This window comes from Anaplasma bovis (assembly GCF_036903315.1).
In the GTDB taxonomy this organism is placed as follows: domain Bacteria; phylum Pseudomonadota; class Alphaproteobacteria; order Rickettsiales; family Anaplasmataceae; genus Anaplasma; species Anaplasma bovis.
The window spans coordinates 21816-39571 of sequence record NZ_JAWLNY010000003.1 but is presented as its reverse complement, the minus strand read 5'-3'; the positions used below and the strand labels follow the sequence as shown (position 1 = coordinate 39571).

Below are 17756 nucleotides of genomic sequence, written 5' to 3'. Positions count from 1 at the left end.
GCTAGGAGATGTAAACCGCTCGTAGCACACACTTACAGTGAGCGTAGTACTGCTTATACGAGAAATCCTTGAAGCTTCGTATTTCTTAGTAAAAGTCTCTGAAGCCGCATCAGCTCCTCTCCAATAATAGCTCACTTTCTTCGCTAGAAATTCTCCATAATCTACAGAGAAATTCAGCCCAACTCCGTCTCCCCCAAAACCGACACCTCCTCCGATAGCAGCCAACACACTACTAGTCAATTTAACGTCATGGCCGGGAAGAACAGAAGTATCTTCACTAGCACTTTCCTTCTTTATTTTTCGAACGGAAAAGCTGTTATTTTCCAACAACGAGGGCATGTAATATCCCTCGGTATACATCCCATTTCCAGAGAGTGCAGTAAAACCTGAAGCGTAGGTATACGCGGGCAACACCAACATCAAGACAAACACCGCCCTCAAAAAAGACATAGCATTACCTATCCCACACGACTAAAGCTAACTCCTCCAACAAGAGGACATGCCAAGTTCCGACGGCCGACATCGTAAATACCCCACAACCTCACAAGACTGACCAGCCTAAAATTTACAACTTCACATTACTTCCAAAACTACACAGAAGAATAGGCATAGCTACGCCACGCACCCGAAACCGCAAACTTCCCTTAAACCTCCCATCAGCTAAACGACAGCTACCTCTCTAATATCAAAGTCTAACCAACACACACCGGCAGAAAAAACTTCTACCCACAAAACAACCTAATAGGGCACACGAAGGCACTTCCCCTACAACATCAGGCACGCGCCAAGCGTAACCCCTTGCCAACACTAACACAGCAAAGGGACAGCCCACCCCTCGCACAGGACGCATACCACTACCACCTCTAAAGCCCAAACTGGCATACTACCCGCTTTGTGCCTAACATAGAGGCTGCTATGCAACCTACACGACGACTAGGGTATACTAAAAAATAATTAAGTCAAGAGGGGTGAAGATATATTTTGCAATTTAGTGGCGAACTTTAAGAATTGATTAGTAATCACCAGCATACACATCACACACTAAATGCGTGAAATCTCGGACTATAGGCTAAATATCAATCTTATACCACATTCCACTCCCAAATATGCGGTTTCAAGATTGGCACTTGGATATAGATGTTCTATTGCGTTAGTATTAGTATTACCACCTGCAGTAGCCGGTTTTTTATGATGCGTTACCGGAATTTTTTCAAATTTACCTCTAACAATTTTGTGAACATAGGCAGAGGCAAATATTACAGATCTACTGGATAAGAAATACTGTATTCCTACCTTGCCCTGGTAAGATGTCCTTCTATTGGTAACGCCGAGAAACTTTATAAAACTCATACCTGCACCAGCGCATACACTAGGAGAGAGTTTTATTTCTGCGGGAATTATGTCATAGCACACGTTTCCCAATAGTGATGTTACGGATATCCCCTCGTTTGTTGCCGTTACGTAATAATCTGGTAGTGTGTTACTGGGCTTGGCAGGAGAACTGCCTGCAGATGCTGAAGAACTGGATGCCGCGGCCTGTGTGTCAGATTTTGACATTGCGAAAGTCTGAGCATTCTTCACATTGGAAAAATTAGCCTTATCGACTATGAACTCATGGTATAGCCCCTCTGCCTCAAATCTAATCATTCCTGTTGAATAGCCAAGAGAAACAGAGAACTTATCAGTACTTCTTTCGTAACGAGGGTCGTACTTGCTTTCGACAAAAGATTCACTGTTTTTTCCATCAACATCTCCCTCTTTTTTTGCAGCATATGTTTTGAGAGTTTTTCCACTTGAATCACCTATGCTAAACCCACCAAAGTAAGGAATGGCTGGCTTATATTGCACACTGGCGGTAATTCCCGACGCTCCCTCATGCCGTGAAAAATCTATGGGCCTCGGTGACCCATATCCTAACACCGGAGATAACATTAAAGGAAGAAAGAAAAACAGAAAACGGAATTCTTTTCTCATATACACGCTCTACGGACCCTAATAAACGGTTACATGTGTCTACACAAGATAGGGACACTAAATTGCCATGTCAAAGTGCACACGCATGTTTTTTTCGAATCCAGACTATCCATAAATAAGTTATTAAGCAATTTTATAACTACTTCCCTGCTTGCTACACATATGCCATCAACTGCGTAGATTATGTACACGTTATGTAGTGTAGAAGTAACAACATGGCAAAAGCGCATAACACAGAAAGGATGACAATAACATATGGCCAGCTCCCAGGAAGACAGGCTGACCATATGTCCAGGTAGTAGTTGTATCACCTATACAAGATGTCAGGGCCTATGTTTTCTACGCACAAGAGACATTAGTCCTGTGAAGGTGTGCCGGATTCATAATCTGAATCCACATAGGAATTCTCATAATCATCACTCAATTGGTCTTGCTCTGCACACATGACTTTTACTAGTGTATGGATTGCACCTCTCATCTTCTCACTTTTGATGCGACGATACGCCCTAACTAGCATAAGTACTTCTTTGCCGTCATTGTATCCACGATTGAATTCTTCTAATGATGTTTCATCACCATCTCTCAAGGTTGAAGTGCCCGACAATTCGGTGCTTTCGGAAAGCGCACGTAGATCATTTTGCAGTTTGGAAATCAGATCGTTAATTTCTATTCCTAAAACCTTTGCGAGCTCATATAGCCTACTAATCACTATGCGATTGGTTCCCTTCTCATATTTTTGAACCTGCTGAAATGTAATACCTAATCTGCTAGCAAGTTGATTTTGGCTCATTCCCTTCATTATACGTTGTTTCTTTATTTCTCTACCAACATATTCATCTACCGGATGAGGTCTAACTTTACCCTCTATCGTCATAGGGATTGAATTTTGGTTTTGCGCTTGAGAAGTCATAAACATTATCCCATGGTTACTCAGATAACTTAGGATAAATCATACATAATAGCAATGCAACAGTTATTTAATGTGTAGTTGTAATTATAAAACTGTAAATAGTATGCCAGATTAGTAATAAAATTATCGATAAACTATAATGGAGGGTGATTTCATCGTTTTCTTGGGAAAAGAAGAATTAAACTCCTTGCTCCGTGTAATCCCTATATGCTAGCATGTAGGCCTGCTGTACTTTGGGGTTGTTTTGTGGAGAGAACTCTTTCTATACTGAAGCCAGATGTTGTAATGCGTGGCATAATAGGCAGCGTAACTTCTTACATAGAGAATGCTGGTCTGAGAATTGTGGCTCAGAGAATGTGTGTGTTGTCAGAAAAGCAAGCAAAAGCTTTTTATAGTGAGCATAGTGAACGTGGGTTCTTTGCTGACTTGGTGACATTTATGACTTCAGGTCCGGTTATAGTGCAAGTCCTAGAAGGTGAGTCTGCTATAAGTAGGTACAGAGATATCATGGGCGCTACTGACCCTAAAGCTGCTGCTGCAGGGACGATAAGGGGAGATTTTGCAGATAGCGTGGACGCGAACTGTGTTCATGGCTCTGACAGTGCCGCTAGTGCAGAGAGGGAAATAAGATTTTTCTTCCGTGAGAGCGAACTGCTTCCGTAGTGATGTTGGTCTTTTGGAGGAGGCGACTCTATGTCTTTGTCTCCTTTTGAGGGGGGACCAAGGATAATAGGTGTTCTTTCGTAACGTTTGCCGGATCTTTCTCCCAGATATTTCGCAATTTTGCTAGCGTGTCTCCCAAATGCTTTCCTTCCTTATAACCTAGCACTATAAGGTCTGCTCCTGAAATGGGAAAAGTTGAAGGGACAAAACTTTCTGCAACGCGTATGTGCTCAACAAAATCCTCTTCCGTCATTACTGAATTTTCATTCAGATAATTCACGATTGCGAGATACGTAAATACTTCATTTCCAAATATGTTTAGATATTGTGTTCGATGAGTACGAGAGAGTGGAAAGGGTAGATGTGTTTCTAGCAATGTTCTTAATAGGTTACGCTCTTTATTAGATAGGCGAAGGAGGTTTGTGACATTTTGGACTACTTCTTTTACATCAGTGTGACAAATTAGAGGCTTCAATGCAGTAGAAAGTTTCACTATGGGAGGCCGACATGTTATATGTGGTGATTCCAAGAATTTTGTGCTTAGCTGATACGGAATTACTTTATCCAGAACCTCACATTCGCGCATGGTGTCTAAGGTTTTTACACAGTTCGTACAAGAAAGAAGTTTGAAAAACTCACCTTTTATTCTTTCCTTAGATAGTGTCCCAAGGCTATCGGAGTGCTTTTTGCATATATTGGTTATCTCTTCACTTAAAGTGCTGGAGCTACAGATGGAGGCGTGAAATCTGAATACTCTCAGTATCCTAAGAAAATCTTCCAATACACGTTTTTCAGCATCTCCTATAAAAGTTATTGTTCGGCTCTCTAAATCTTTAACTCCCGAAAAGTAGTCGTATATTTTTCCATCAATATCACAATATAGAGCGTTAAATGTGAAATCTCTTCTTGATGCATCTTCTTTCCAGGAATCAGTAAACGCGACATCAGCATGCCTGCCATCGCATTTTACATCGCGTCTAAGTGTGGTAATTTCGTACCCAACGCCATCAACTACTGCTGTAATTGTTCCATGTTTTATGCCAGTAGGTATGGACTTAATTCCAGAATTGCGCAGAGCATTCTGAACTTCTGAAGGCAACAGGTCTGTAGCAAAATCTATGTCCGTTATGTTGCGACCTATAATGCTGTCCCGCACGCATCCACCAACAAGTCTAGCACGGCCGTTACAAGTTTTTAAAGCCTCTGCTATCTTTAACACACCAGGATTTTGTATGAGCTTTTCTAGCATGCCATCAGAGGAAAATTCTTCATTATGTTAACAACATTTACATGTAATGCACGCTAGTTTTATTTTGCATGTGCATTTTGTGCAAAACGTTGGTACTTCTCACATATAATTTATGTGTTCCATGTAAAAAAGCTCCATCATAGGTCGAATAGCCCAATTTGCGCCCGCTAAGGCGAGATGCTACACACCTAATACACGTTATACAGTCTAGAAAACTTACCAGGCATTCGAAATGGAAGCGTCATCTATTATAAATTGTACGTATTCGTTTCCCTGCCACTGGTTTATGCCAACGGTGCCTAATAGACTTATGGGTTTCTTGTACTGCATTAGATATAATCCCAAATCAGTTCCGATACACCGAAAACATATGCCGCGAACGGAAGACCCGTCATTTTCTATCCAACATCTAACATGATCCTTTCCTACTATGCTGGAATTACGTATTAGGACGTTCTTCAGTATGAATTTTGGTTCCGCATTTCCAGGACCAAAAGGTTCTAATAACATCAGCTCCTTACATAATGTATTGGATATGGCGGCTACGCTCAATATTCCGCATGCATAGGTTATTTTTCTGGTGTCCGCATCCGCAAATCTCTGCAGGAAAAAATCATACACTTTTTCCATATTGTCAGGATATACCGAAAACCCTGCAGCCATCTTGTGGCCCCCACCTTCGGGTATGAGATTTTCTAATTTTGCTGATAATACAGCAGCGCCTATATCAATCCCAGTTATTGACCTTGCACTAGCTTTGCAAATATGACTGTCCCAAGATACCACTATGGTAGGAAGAGAAAACATTTCCTTTAGCCTACCTGCCATAATTCCTATAATGCCTGGATGCCAATTTCCAACTACCATTATTATCTTATTTCCTTGTGCTACCAGACTTTCTGCCTGTGCACGTGCCTCCTCCATGCCAATATCTTCTATCCGCCTTCGCTCGGTATTTAAGCTCAACAATTTTGATACGATATTGTTACATTCTACCTCACTGTCGCTAGATAAAAGTTGTGCTCCTAGACCAGAATTTCCTATCCTACCGCCCGCATTTATATGTGGTCCTATGCAAAATCCCATATGATAAACGCTAGGTTTGTCACATATATTCAAGGCATCAGTTAGCACCTTTAATCCCAAGTTGCTTCTAGATGCCATAATCTTCAATCCATGCTTAACGAAAGCTCTGTTGAGCTTTATCATCGGCATGACATCGCATATGGTACCAAGCGCAACCAGGTCCAAATATTGCATAAGGTCAGGTTCTTTTCGTGTGGAGAAAAAGCCTGAAGCCCTCAATGTTTTGTGAAGCGCCACTAAAAGCATGAAGGACATACCCACACCTGAAAGGTACGTGTATGAAGACGTCTCATCAAGACGGTTGGGATTAACAACCGCAACTGCTTCAGGCAGGGTGGTCCCGCCCAGGTGGTGATCTAATACAATTACATCGAGTCCTTCAGATTTTGCTGCCAGTATGGGTATGTGGGCAGAGGTGCCGCAATCAACGGTTATACATAGTCCATATCCTTCGTTTTTCAATGATACCAGCGCACTAGTATTGGGACCGTAGCCCTCTTCTATCCTATGTGGAATATATATTTTTGTTTCTACTCCAATGCTGCAGAAATATTTTTTCAGCATGGCAGATGATGTGGCACCATCTACGTCATAGTCCCCAAAAACAACGATACTTTCTCCACTAACCACAGCAGACACGATTCTATCTACTGCCTTATCCATATCTAGAAAATGAAACGGGTCAGGCATAAGAAGTTTCAAAGTTGGGTACAGGAAATCTCTTATGTCTTCAATTGGTATTTCCCTGATAGCAAGCACTCGCGCTACCATCTCGTTGATTTCCATTTTTTGCATTATTGCTACGACATCGCGGTAGGGGACGTCGCTTACTTTCCATACGCCACCACTAATGCCTAAATACTCGGAGAGTTCTTGCGAATCTTGTAACATATCACACATACCTGAAGACATTGTTCAACAGGTGACCAACAATACCTGCCCCAACATCCTCTTTTGATCATAGAGTAAGGTGCGCAGTATTTCAACTAGGGAACGAAAAAACCAGCATCCCCATCGAAGGAATACAATTTCGTCATTTTTGTTACGTCTAATCCCATGCTCTCCATGGTAGATATTAACTCGCCAACTACTGTTGGGTTATCAGATTGCTGCTCAACTTCAAAACAAAATCTGCAAGACAAAACGTCCATGTGGGACTGCATATAGGGAGCATTCGGCCATATTTCCATGCCCTTAGAATGTATTAGCTGAAGCTTTAGCGGTGAATCAATTTTGCGCAAAGATTCTGCCACTTCCGTGATAGCAATATCTCTTCCAAAGCCTATGGTCACATCTACACCTAGAAGTATTTTGCTCTTTAGGTGCTCATGTTCTGGCATGGGTTTATCATTACTACGAGTACCTATCTGAGCCTCCGTAGAGGAACGCGAAGCGATGTTCATTTTGCGCAATTGCTTTGGTTCTGCACCTAAATTATCAACCACCAACTCAGAAAATTCCTTAGTCGTAACCTTACGTGTGCTTCTTTTTTCATTATATATGTCAAACGTATGTGCACCGTCCTCCAGCGTCTTAAGCAAAGCGTTATATATAATGTGCGCTTTTTCTCCTTGCCCTATGTGGATCAGCATTTGCACAGCAGCGTTTAAAAGTCCAGATGGATTCGCTATGTTTTGTCCAGATATATCCGGTGCTGAGCCGTGTACCGCTTCAAACATAGAATACTTATCTCCAATGTTGGCACTTCCGGATAATCCTATGGATCCTGAAAGTAATGCTACTATATCGGATAGTATGTCCCCATAAAGATTAGTGGTCACAACGACATCAAATGCTTCAGGATTTTTTGCGATTTTTGCCATTCCTATATCAGCGAGATAGTGATCTGCAGCGATGTCTGGATACATTGATGCTATTCTATCAAAGGCACTGTGTAGTATGCCATCTGTCATCTTCATGATGTTGTCCTTCACTAAACAGGTGACCCTCTTTCTGTCGTGTATTTTTGCATATTCAAAAGCATATAGGCATATCCTTTCCGAAGCTGACCTAGTAGCAACTTTGACACACTCGTACATGTCTTCCGAAAGCCTGTGCTCAATACCAGAATACGTGTCCTCCTCATTTTCCCGTATGACCACTATGTCTAAATCTGGATGTATTCCCTCCACCACAGGGTGATATGATACGCAGGGCCGTACGGAAGCGTACAGACCTAAGCGTTTACGCAAAGCCACATTTAAACTTTTATGCCCCGCTCCTTGAGGAGTTAAAGTTGGGGCCTTAAGGAGCACGCCTGTCCTATTAATGGAAGCCCACGATGAGGGCGATATTCCAGCGGGCCAATCACGGCAATACTGCTTGTGCCCTATCTCTATGCTTTCGACACTTATATCTGCTTGAGCCTCTTTCAGTATGAAAAGTACAGCTTCCATAATTTCTGGGCCTATACCATCACCATATGCAACAGATATTGGTATCGACATCACTCCTCCACTCGACAAAACAGCAAAGCCTAGGTAGTGGTTATATTATATATGTGTGAGTAATAAAAGTGGATTTTTGAGCTTGCACATAGGTGGAACAAGGGGTTTTTACCCTACTGTAGGGATTATACAACTTAAAGTTGCAGTGCGTTTATCTAATTCCCAACAGATTTTTTGCAAACTCGTGAGCGGAAAAATCCTCTAAATCATCAATCTTTTCACCAACCCCTATAGCGTGCAACGCCAAGTTGTACTTATGTGCTATACGTAGCACGATACCGCCTTTTGCGGTGCCATCAAGCTTAGTAAGTATGATTCCAGTTGCCTTAACAAAGGTCGAAAACGTTTCCACTTGAGTAAATGTATTCTGCCCTATAGTAGCGTCTAGGACCAATATTATATCATGAGGGGCAGTTGAGTCATGTCTACCTATCACACGGCACACCTTTGACAATTCTTCCATCAAATTTTTGTGATTATGTAATCTTCCTGCAGTATCTATGAGAACGACATCTATCTTGGCTTCAATTGCTTGACTCAATGCCTTATAAGCTACGCTTGCCGAATCCGAGCCAAGAGGTCCAGAAACTATAGGGCAGTTTAATATCCCTGCCCAATGCACTAATTGCTCTACTGCGGCTGCGCGAAACGTATCACATGCTCCTATCAGAACAGAAAGTCCGCTTTTTTGGAATTTATGTGCCAGCTTTGCTACGGTTGTGGTCTTCCCGCTTCCATTGACTCCACATAGTAAAATTACCTGCGGGGAATGAGTTATAGATATGTTTTTCGACACAGCGCTCAACCGTGCTTCTATCTCTTCCGCAAGTTTCTGTTTTACATGTACATCTACGGGGTCAGCAAACTGCATCTCCGAGATCTTTTGCGTGAAAAAAGATGCCATTTCCGGGCCCATGTCGGTGGAAATCAGTAGGTCCGATAACTCCTTCAGTGCGCTCTTATCAACTTTTTTGCCACTGCCGAATATCTCTTTTATTCCTTCACTGAGTTTGGCTGAAGTCCTATACAAACCTCTCTTCAGGCTACTCCAAAGACCGTTACCAGACTCTGTACTCATTGATCCCCTTATCCTCAGCCTATTGTAAAATCCGTAGTGTGTACTACAATGTCAGGGTGCTGAGCAAGAACTTTTACTATGAGCGTGTACTTCATTACATCATGTGGAACTGACATAGGAAAAACTTTCATCACTACAGCACTATGTTGGCATTCTAGAAGAATTGGCAATACCGTGCAAGCCATTAAGCCTGTTGTAAGCGGATGGGACAATGCATGGGAAAGAGATACGTGCAAGATCATTCGTAGTTTAGGGTTGGGCGTTACTGAGAGTAGCATAGAAGCAGTCTCCCCATGGAGGCTTGCACAGCCACGTACTCCTAGTGTTGCAGCCAGCATGCTGGGTGAATCTATAGAGTATAAAGATGTGCTTAGTTTTTGTGCGAAGGTCTGTGCCAATCCGTGCGACTATACCTTTATAGAGGGGACTGGTGGAGTGATGTCACCTATAACCCGCAACAGCACCGCGTTGGACCTGATAAAAGACTTAGAGAGCAAAGTTATTCTGGTCATAGGATCCTATTTGGGATGCATAAGTCATACATTTACGGCGTTAGAAGTACTGAAGGATAGGAAGGTGCGAATCGTTATGACACTAAAAGAGGAAAATGACGTGTATAGCGATGACATCATAAGTAGTGTAAGGGAATTTTATGGGCAAGAAGTGTATGTTCAACAGTACGTAAACAGGAACGGTAGCACACCATGGGTTTACACTTCGCCTGAGATCGTAAACTTCATTGAGAGTTGAACAATACATCATGCGGAAGGTGAAATGAAAGGTTTTGCCTTTGCGGCGTGCTGCCATTCAAAAAACTGTGGCGCGTCTCCACTACACTATAGACGCACCTCAAATGTGATACTCATCTAGAAGTTGAACACACCCTACATGCGCAACTCCGTCTATAACGAGTTTATGCCTCCTGAACGAGTTCTTTCAGTAGTGGGAGATACCGGATTTACCAATGATTTTGTTATTGATATTTTACGCTCACATAAAGTATAAAGTCTTGCATCTAATTAAGTGAACGATTCAGTTTTGTCCAGATACCTAAAATCGTACATCATGGTTGCGCTGTTGTGTATCTGTGGGTTTTCTTCTGCGCATGCTTCATATTCTTGGAGCGATTTTTCGAAAGCACCCAATGTAGCTGTACTAGATATGGATTCCAATACTCTGCTGTTCGAGCGGAATGTGGATGAGATAGTAGCTCCTGCGTCAATCAGTAAGCTTATGTTGCTGTACATCACCTTTCAGCACTTAAAGGCTGGGGCATTGAAGATGAATGATATGTTCATAGTGAGTGATAACGCTGCTACCAGCGGTGAGCCCGTGGCGTTTTTGAAGGCTGGTGATAAAGTAACAGTTAGGGAGCTAATATCGGCTGCTATAGTTGCTTCAGGCAACGATGCTTGCATTACTATAGCTGAGGGATTGTACGGATCCGAGAAGGATTTTGTAAAGGAGATGAACAACGTAGCTGCCAAGATGGGTCTAAAAAACAGCAATTTTGTAAACGTAACAGGTTGGCCCAACCTTAATTCTATGTCTACAAGAGATATCATGACGCTGTCTGTGCGGATTTTCAGAGATTTTCCTGAATATTACGGATTTTTTGGTGAAAAGACGTTTAGCTACAATGGCAAAACGCGCATGAACTACAACACCTTGCTAAATTACAATATACGAGTAGACGGACTCAAAACAGGTCATCACACTGGGCAAGGGTATGGCATGGCCGCGTCTGCAGAAAAAGACGGGAGAAGGATCTTCGTCGTGGTAAATGGTCTTATAACTGAAGCGGAAAGGGCCTACGAGGTCAAGAGACTTGTGTTGCATGCATTAAATCACTTTGAAACTAAATCACTGTTCAAAAGCGGTACTACTGTCGGATATATAGAAAAAGTGGGCAAGAAAAATAGCTTGCCTGTGTATGTGCGTAACGATGTTGTCGTCGTGTATCGCAAGGGTGCTGCAAGAAAAATACGCATGTTTATATCTCACAAAAACCCCGTGGTGCCTCCGATTGAGAAGGATCAAAAAGTTGGAGATCTAATAGTAGACGTGGGAGAGGATGCGGAATACAGATTTCCGGTTTATGCGCTTGAGGCAGTTTCTGCAAGGTGTAGGATTTGCAGCATAGTGAGATCATTTTTTAAGTCCGCGCCTAGTAACTAGCGTAGGCTCCTTTCTAATATTTCTGCTAGTTTGTCTGCAGTGAATATCTGCGGTATTAGATCTTTCCCGAGAGGTGTTCCTTTAACATATAGGACATAAAATGGTATGCTGGTACTGCCGAAGCTGCTCAAGTAATTCGCTATTTTCTCATCCATTGAAGTCCAATCTGCTTTCATGTAAATTACATTGTGAGCGCTGAAAATGTTCTGAATACTGCCAGAGCTTATCACCACCTCGTTTGTCTTACATGTTAAGCACCATTCAGCTCCCACGGCTACAAAGACATTTTCTTTCCTATCAAGTAGTTCTTGTAATTTGTCTTGGGAAAATGCTATCACGTCCACTCGTTGAGAATTAGCAGCGTGGAATTTCCCCACGTACAAGGAAGATGCTATACTAATCGAGCACACAGCTGTTACGAACACTATCTTCGCAAATTTTGTCTCATTTGGGACAAATTTCATTCCCACAATCAACATAACGAGAACTATCAGCGAGCAAACTGCTGGGAATACCACGCTATATCCCTGCTGTGCGGCAAGGATGTGAAGTAACCACGCGGAAGTGATGTACATTGGAAATGCCAGAAACTGCTTCAGTATTTCCATCCACATACCGGGTTTGGGCAAAAAATTCGCTGCTTTTGGAATGCAGGAAAATATCAGGTATGGAAAAGCAATTCCTATGCTCATCGCTTGGAATATGAATATCGCACATAGCCAAGGTTGTAGCAGCGCAAAGCTTATTGCAGATACCATAAAAGGTGCCGCGCACGGAGTGCCTATTAGTGTGGACAATGACCCTGCGAAAAAGCTACCCATATTACGTGATCCGAAAGTGCTGTTCATTCCCGAGATTCCCGCAGGAATGTCGAAAATACCCGAGAAGGAAAGACCGATCAGGAAGGTTATATGCATCATTATAGACACCAAAGCTGGAGATTGCATGTGAAACCCCCAACCTAGTGAATTTCCCGTCGCCCTTAATAGTAGCAAGATTACTGATAGAAGAAACATGCTGATACAAACACCTGCCGCATAGGAAAGGCCGTCAAGAATAGCAGGGACACGCGTACTGTTTTTTTGTTTAAGAATTGAGAGTACCTTTAGGGACAGTATCGGAAATACACACGGCATGCAGTTCAATATTATGCCTCCAACGAATGCTAGGAACAACGCGTTCAAAAATGCATAATCCATAACCACTACCCAATACGTTGGAGAAATGCCCTCTTACCGAAGTATATAACCACATTTATGATGCTGGCTTACCGACACAATCGGCAATCATGTTTATCAACTCACTGTCTATGTGCGCAGGTACAGAAGCCGTGCCCACTACACATGAATACAAGAGCACATCATCTAGATCAACTATCTTCTCATACTCGGCCATTTGATGCTCGTTTAACGAGTGAAGATGCCTCAACGCAAAGCGTCCGAGTATAATATCCATTTCTTTGCATCCCCTGTGTGTACTTCTGTACAGAAGCCTGTTTTTTCTCATTACATCGCAGCCACTTTCAGTCACTGTACTAACGCCTCTATAAGCCATTGCCCAGGTACTTTATACCTCATAATAGTGTTGTCAATGGTATAAATATGGTATAACATGCGCGTGTTTTTAGCTCGTTGAGTGGCCCCATGTTGTCATTAGCACATGCTGGTAGTGCTTTTCAGGAGGGTTTTTTCTATGTTGCCTCATTCCTGTTTGTTTTGTCGGTAGTTGTGTTTGTCCATGAATACGGGCATTATCTCGCGGCTAGGCTTTGTGGGATAAAAGTTGAGACTTTTTCTTTAGGGTTTGGCCCGGAGCTTTTCGGGGTAACGGATTCTTCTGGAACTAGATGGAAATTCAGCCTCGTTCCTGTGGGTGGATATGTGAGGATGTTTGGTGATGCATCCGATGCGGAAGTACCTGAAGGAAGCGCATCCGTTGCTCTTAATGGTAAGCCCTTGTGGCAGAGAGCAATTGTGGCTATAGCTGGGCCTGGAGCCAATTTGTTGTTTTCCGTTTTGGTATTTTTTCTGCTTTTTAGCACCAGGGGTGCTATGACGCCTCTTCCGGTTGTGGGAAGCGTCTTACCCGGAGGTGTGGCAGATTCTGTGGGCATCATGGCGGGCGATAGGATCGTCACCATAGATGGAAACAAGATTTCATGGTTTGAAGAAATCAGGCACCATATAGCCAATAGCAGCAGTGAAGAGGTGATTATAGGACTCATGCGTGGCAATAAGCTACACCATGTAGTTCTAGGACCTGACGAATGGGTGGACAATGCATCTAGAAAGCTCGGTATAGCGGCCAGCATTTCCCCTGAAAACATAAAAGCCAAGCGCATGACTGTTGTGTCTGCCGCGGCTGAATCTGTTAGGTGCGTTGCTAGAATTGTTAAGATAACCCTCACTGCTGTCAGGCAGCTTGTTACGGGTTCGCGCGGCATGGATGAACTGGGTGGTCCTGTGCGTATAGCAAAACACTCTGGTGAGTCTATCAGAAACAAGGAAGGCCTGCGATTCATAGGACTGATATCCGCGAACTTAGGCGTTATAAATCTACTACCTCTTCCTATGCTTGATGGTGGGTATGTATTGCAGTATATACTTCAGGGTGTGTTCAGGCGTAACACTATAGATCCGAGGTGTCAGAGTGCTGTCATGATGGTAGGGTTTTTTCTCCTTATGTCTCTAATGATTTTTGTCACCTTCAATGACGTTAGAAGCATTTTGAAGTGAGGCATATGAGGTATTTTTCAATTTTCACGTTGTTAGCCATTGTGCATCTCTGGCTAGTTCCTTCTTGGCTTGTTGCGGGTATTACATCTGCAGATTCTGATATTGGGCCCGTAGTATCCAGGGTCAGGGTGGTTGGAAACGAGAGATTGGACGCTGAAACAGTTGAGTCGTACGCGAAGGTTCCTCTGCTTGGTGAGACGGTCAGTAAGTCTAGATTGGACGACATAATAAAGAGCCTGTACTCGACATCTCTGTTTTCCAAAGTCGATGTGGAAGTTGTAGGGGATGAGTTAGTTATCAGTGTTGTAGAAAACCCTATAGTACGCGATATAATTATACACGGCAATAGAGCGTTCAACGACAAGAACCTTAAGGAGGGGATCTTGAAGTTGAAAAAGATGAGTGTATTTACTGAGGCAAAGCTAGATCGCGATATATCTGCTCTGAAAGCATTGCACCACAGTAGGGGGCTATTAGGTGTCAAGATTTCTCACTCCATAAGCAACGCTTCTAGGAATTCCGTAGATATCACTATCAAAATAGCCGAGGGCGTAACGGCCAGGATAGAGAGAATAATGTTGATAGGGAATGATTCATTTACTGATGACCAATTAAAAGCTGTGATGGCCTCAAAAGAGAGACGACTTAGGGATGTTTTCGGGTATTTTGGAGACAGTACGAAGTTTTTTACTGAGAGACTGATAATGGATAGGTCCTTGTTGCGTGATTTTTATACTAGCAAGGGGTTTCTCGATTTTAAGGTGAAGTCTGTCACCTCGGAAGTCAGCGGTGATTTGTCTAAAGTTACTGTGATATACGCTTTGGAAGAGGGAAAGAAGTATCGCTTTGGGGATACTTCTGTTGAGGTTGATGGGAAAGTTTTCACAAAGAAGGAAGGCTACCATGACCTGTCTGGCATGATACTCACAAAGAAGGGTGAGGTGTTCAACATGTCGGAGGTCAACAAGACCATCGCGCTAATGACCGCTTATCTGCATGAAAAGGGTAACTTATTTGCTGCCGTTAACAGCGAATACAGCATTCAGGGTGATGTGGTCAATGTTAAGTATGTAGCAACTTTGGGTAGCCGGGTTTATGTAAGGAAGATCAATATACTAGGCAACACTCGCACCTTGGATCTTGTCATAAGGAAGAAGTTGGGCATATCTGAAGGCGATATTTACAGCGCATTCGACGTCAGACAATCCCGCAAACGATTGCTTAATCTTGAGTTTTTTGAGTCCGTAGAAGCTGATACTTACAAAGTGTCTGATAGCCTTGTGGATTTGAATATAAAGGTGAAAGAGAGGGGCACTGGGTCTTTTGATGTAGGTGCGGGATTTTCTCCTGCCAGTGGATTAGTGGGTAAAATCAGCATAAAGGAGAAGAACATATTCGGCACTGGTAAGGTGGCGGCATTTGAACTCTCTAGGTCCATTGGTAGCATATCGAGTATGTTGGATTTGGTTACAAATGACATATTCGAAAGTGAGATTTCTTTTGGAGTGGGAGCGTTTTATAACAGACAAGGTGGCGGTGGTTCCACGGCGAGGTCGAGTTTTGGTGGGTTAGTGCATGATAACAATCCATTCAGTAACACAAATGCGGGATTTTCCGCGAGACTATCTTGCGACTTGAATGATTCAACCTCACTGACTTTGCAGTACTACTACAAGTATCATAGCATACACAATATTGGAGAACTGGCCTCCGTGTACATACGCGAACAGGAAGGGGAGTTTTTTGATTCGTCTGTAGGGTACTCTCTTGTGTACAGTAGCCTGGACAATCCATACAGCCCAAGGAGGGGAGTGTTGGCTAGGATAAGCCAGTATGTTTCTGGGGTTGGTGGGAATTTGCATTATGTTAAGACACATGCTTCCAGTGCGCATGTTTATCCGGTGTTCGAGAAGATTTTCGATGATGTAAGGCTAAAGATAAAGCCGTCTTTTGGGTACGTGTTTGCATATGCTGGAGAAAAAGTTAAGATAGGACAAAGATTTTTTGTCGGCAGCGAGGAAATTAGGGGATTTTCGTCGTCTGGTATAGGTCCTAGAGACGTGCAAACCCAAGAATCTTTAGGTGGCAAGCTGTACTATGCATTAACTCTTCAACTGGATTTCCCCATAGGATTGCCGGAGAAGGTTGGTATAAAGGGTTCATTGTTCTGTGATGTTGCCAGCTTATACGGGTTGGATTATGAGAATTTGAAGGGGTATAAAACAAGCAATGAGCCCAGAGTGTCTGTTGGGTTCGGTTTTTCATGGAGATCGCCTTTTGGCCCTGTTAGGATAGACTTTGGGTTCCCAATCGTAGCGAAGGAATTTGATATTCGAGATAGGATTAGGATTTCCACAGATAAGGGGATTTAGTTATGAAAGTTTGTAGATTTCTTTCAGTGGTTTTTTGTTTGGCTGTTCTAGTGTACTCTTCCAGTGCCACTTCGGCTGTTGCGCGTGCTGGATCTGTTTTGTTTATAGATGCTGATAAAATACTGGGCGAGGCTTTGGTTGCGAAGGATATAAGGTCTCAACTTGATAGAAGAAGGGCTGAGTTGCAGGGTTCTTTTTCTAGTAGGGAAGAAAGATTGCGCAAAGAGGAAGAAGACCTAATAAAGCAGAAAAGCATATTAAGCTCAGAAGCCTTTGAGGCCAAGGTTGCGGAATTCAGGAAGAGTGTAGAATCTCTAAATCGTGATGCTTCCGTCAGGATGTCCGAACTGGAAGGAATGTTTAGTAATGCTATGGGGCAGGTATACGAGAAGATACAGCAGATTTCGAAGCGTATTGCAGAGGAAAATAGCTCGGATATCGTGCTTTTTATGTCTAAGAGCCAGGCTTCGTATATAAATTCAGATGCAGATATCTCTGAAAAGGTATTGGAAATTTTGAATAAAGACTTGTCTCGTGTAAGTCTGAGTGAGTAGCGGCATGAGTTTGGGAAGGGAAGAGGGGAACGAAACGAAAAATGGGGCTGTGAGCCTTAATCACGTCGAAGTCGCGCGCATTTTGCCTCATGCGTACCCATTCCTGTTTATCGACAAAGTTACGGAATGCATTCCTGGGGACAGAATTGTGGCAGTTAAGAACGTAACTTTCAACGAGCAGTTTTTTGTAGGACATTTTCCTGGCAATCCCGTCATGCCTGGGGTGTTAATAGTAGAGGCCATGGCCCAAGCGTCCATGATATGTGCTGTTTACGAGCCAGATAGTCAAGATGCTGATAAAAAATCCGTATTCTTCATGGCAATTGATTCTGCTAGATTCCGTAAGGTTGTTACGCCGGGTAATACTTTAGTTTTGAAGTCACGCGTGATACATAGAAGGGGCAATAGCTGCAGGTTTGAGTGTACGGCGCATGTTGAAGATGAGTTAGTGTCAGAGGCGCAGATACTTGCTATGGTTAACTGATGTTGTGTAGTTATTACAGTATGTTG

16 protein-coding genes are annotated in these 17756 nt (G+C 42.9%); 7 read left to right on the top strand and 9 right to left on the bottom strand.

What is annotated here, in order from left to right:
• The 3 genes from R4I06_RS00755 to R4I06_RS00745 all read right to left on the bottom strand — a co-directional run.
• Positions 1-450: hypothetical protein (locus tag R4I06_RS00755; protein ID WP_334413585.1), on the bottom strand; the 450-nt coding region annotated here is incomplete at its 3' end.
• Positions 451-1062: 612 nt separating this feature from the next.
• Positions 1063-1974, bottom strand: coding sequence for a P44/Msp2 family outer membrane protein (locus tag R4I06_RS00750; RefSeq protein ID WP_334413584.1), 912 nt, complete (start codon positions 1972-1974; stop codon positions 1063-1065).
• A 355-nt stretch (positions 1975-2329) separates the two neighbouring features.
• Entirely contained in the window at positions 2330-2890 is a 561-nt protein-coding gene (locus R4I06_RS00745; protein ID WP_334413583.1) for a helix-turn-helix domain-containing protein, read from the bottom strand.
• Between the two features lie 240 nt (positions 2891-3130).
• Here R4I06_RS00745 and ndk point away from each other — a divergent pair, with 240 nt between their 5' ends.
• Positions 3131-3547, top strand: a complete 417-nt coding sequence (gene ndk / locus R4I06_RS00740) for a nucleoside-diphosphate kinase (RefSeq protein ID WP_410519362.1) — start codon at positions 3131-3133, stop codon at positions 3545-3547.
• Between the two features lie 28 nt (positions 3548-3575).
• Here the strand turns inward: ndk and R4I06_RS00735 are convergent, their stop codons facing one another.
• From R4I06_RS00735 to ftsY, 4 genes are all read right to left on the bottom strand, one after another.
• Positions 3576-4796 (bottom strand): CCA tRNA nucleotidyltransferase, encoded by a 1221-nt coding sequence (locus R4I06_RS00735; protein WP_334413581.1) that lies wholly within the window; start codon positions 4794-4796, stop codon positions 3576-3578.
• A 216-nt stretch (positions 4797-5012) separates the two neighbouring features.
• Positions 5013-6782 carry a single-stranded-DNA-specific exonuclease RecJ gene (recJ, locus tag R4I06_RS00730; RefSeq protein WP_410519365.1) on the bottom strand — a complete coding sequence of 590 codons (1770 nt, stop codon included), beginning with the start codon at positions 6780-6782 and terminating at the stop codon, positions 5013-5015.
• A gap of 86 nt (positions 6783-6868) precedes the next feature.
• Positions 6869-8329, bottom strand: coding sequence for an isocitrate dehydrogenase (gene icd / locus R4I06_RS00725; RefSeq protein WP_334413579.1), 1461 nt, complete (start codon positions 8327-8329; stop codon positions 6869-6871).
• A gap of 151 nt (positions 8330-8480) precedes the next feature.
• Positions 8481-9407: a signal recognition particle-docking protein FtsY gene (gene ftsY, locus R4I06_RS00720; RefSeq protein ID WP_334413578.1), complete on the bottom strand. Its 927-nt coding sequence runs from the start codon at positions 9405-9407 to the stop codon at positions 8481-8483.
• Between the two features lie 78 nt (positions 9408-9485).
• Between ftsY and bioD the strand changes: the two genes are divergently transcribed.
• Positions 9486-10157, top strand: a complete 672-nt coding sequence (gene bioD, locus R4I06_RS00715; protein ID WP_334413577.1) for a dethiobiotin synthase — start codon at positions 9486-9488, stop codon at positions 10155-10157.
• Positions 10158-10430: 273 nt separating this feature from the next.
• Positions 10431-11585 (top strand): D-alanyl-D-alanine carboxypeptidase family protein, encoded by a 1155-nt coding sequence (locus tag R4I06_RS00710; protein WP_334413576.1) that lies wholly within the window; start codon positions 10431-10433, stop codon positions 11583-11585.
• Here R4I06_RS00710 and R4I06_RS00705 read toward each other — a convergent pair.
• Both R4I06_RS00705 and R4I06_RS00700 read right to left on the bottom strand, forming a co-directional pair.
• The gene (locus tag R4I06_RS00705; RefSeq protein WP_334413575.1) at positions 11582-12784 is read right to left on the bottom strand and encodes a protein-disulfide reductase DsbD family protein; all 1203 of its coding nucleotides are present in this window, start codon (positions 12782-12784) and stop codon (positions 11582-11584) included. The genes R4I06_RS00710 and R4I06_RS00705 overlap by 4 nt on opposite strands.
• A 55-nt stretch (positions 12785-12839) precedes the next feature.
• Positions 12840-13115: a succinate dehydrogenase assembly factor 2 gene (locus R4I06_RS00700; protein WP_334413574.1), complete on the bottom strand. Its 276-nt coding sequence runs from the start codon at positions 13113-13115 to the stop codon at positions 12840-12842.
• Between the two features lie 113 nt (positions 13116-13228).
• Between R4I06_RS00700 and rseP the strand changes: the two genes are divergently transcribed.
• Genes rseP through fabZ form a run of 4 tightly spaced genes read left to right on the top strand, consistent with a single transcriptional unit; the run spans position 13229 to position 17730 of the window.
• Positions 13229-14320 carry an RIP metalloprotease RseP gene (rseP, locus tag R4I06_RS00695; protein ID WP_334413573.1) on the top strand — a complete coding sequence of 364 codons (1092 nt, stop codon included), beginning with the start codon at positions 13229-13231 and terminating at the stop codon, positions 14318-14320.
• 5 nt (positions 14321-14325) lie between these two features.
• Entirely contained in the window at positions 14326-16692 is a 2367-nt protein-coding gene (bamA, locus tag R4I06_RS00690) for an outer membrane protein assembly factor BamA (RefSeq protein WP_334413572.1), read from the top strand.
• Positions 16693-16694: 2 nt separating this feature from the next.
• The gene (locus tag R4I06_RS00685) at positions 16695-17246 is read left to right on the top strand and encodes an OmpH/Skp family outer membrane protein (RefSeq protein WP_334413571.1); all 552 of its coding nucleotides are present in this window, start codon (positions 16695-16697) and stop codon (positions 17244-17246) included.
• A 49-nt stretch (positions 17247-17295) separates the two neighbouring features.
• Complete coding sequence (gene fabZ, locus R4I06_RS00680) at positions 17296-17730, top strand: 3-hydroxyacyl-ACP dehydratase FabZ (RefSeq protein WP_410519364.1); 435 nt, start codon at positions 17296-17298, stop codon at positions 17728-17730.
• Positions 17731-17756: the final 26 nt, after the last annotated feature.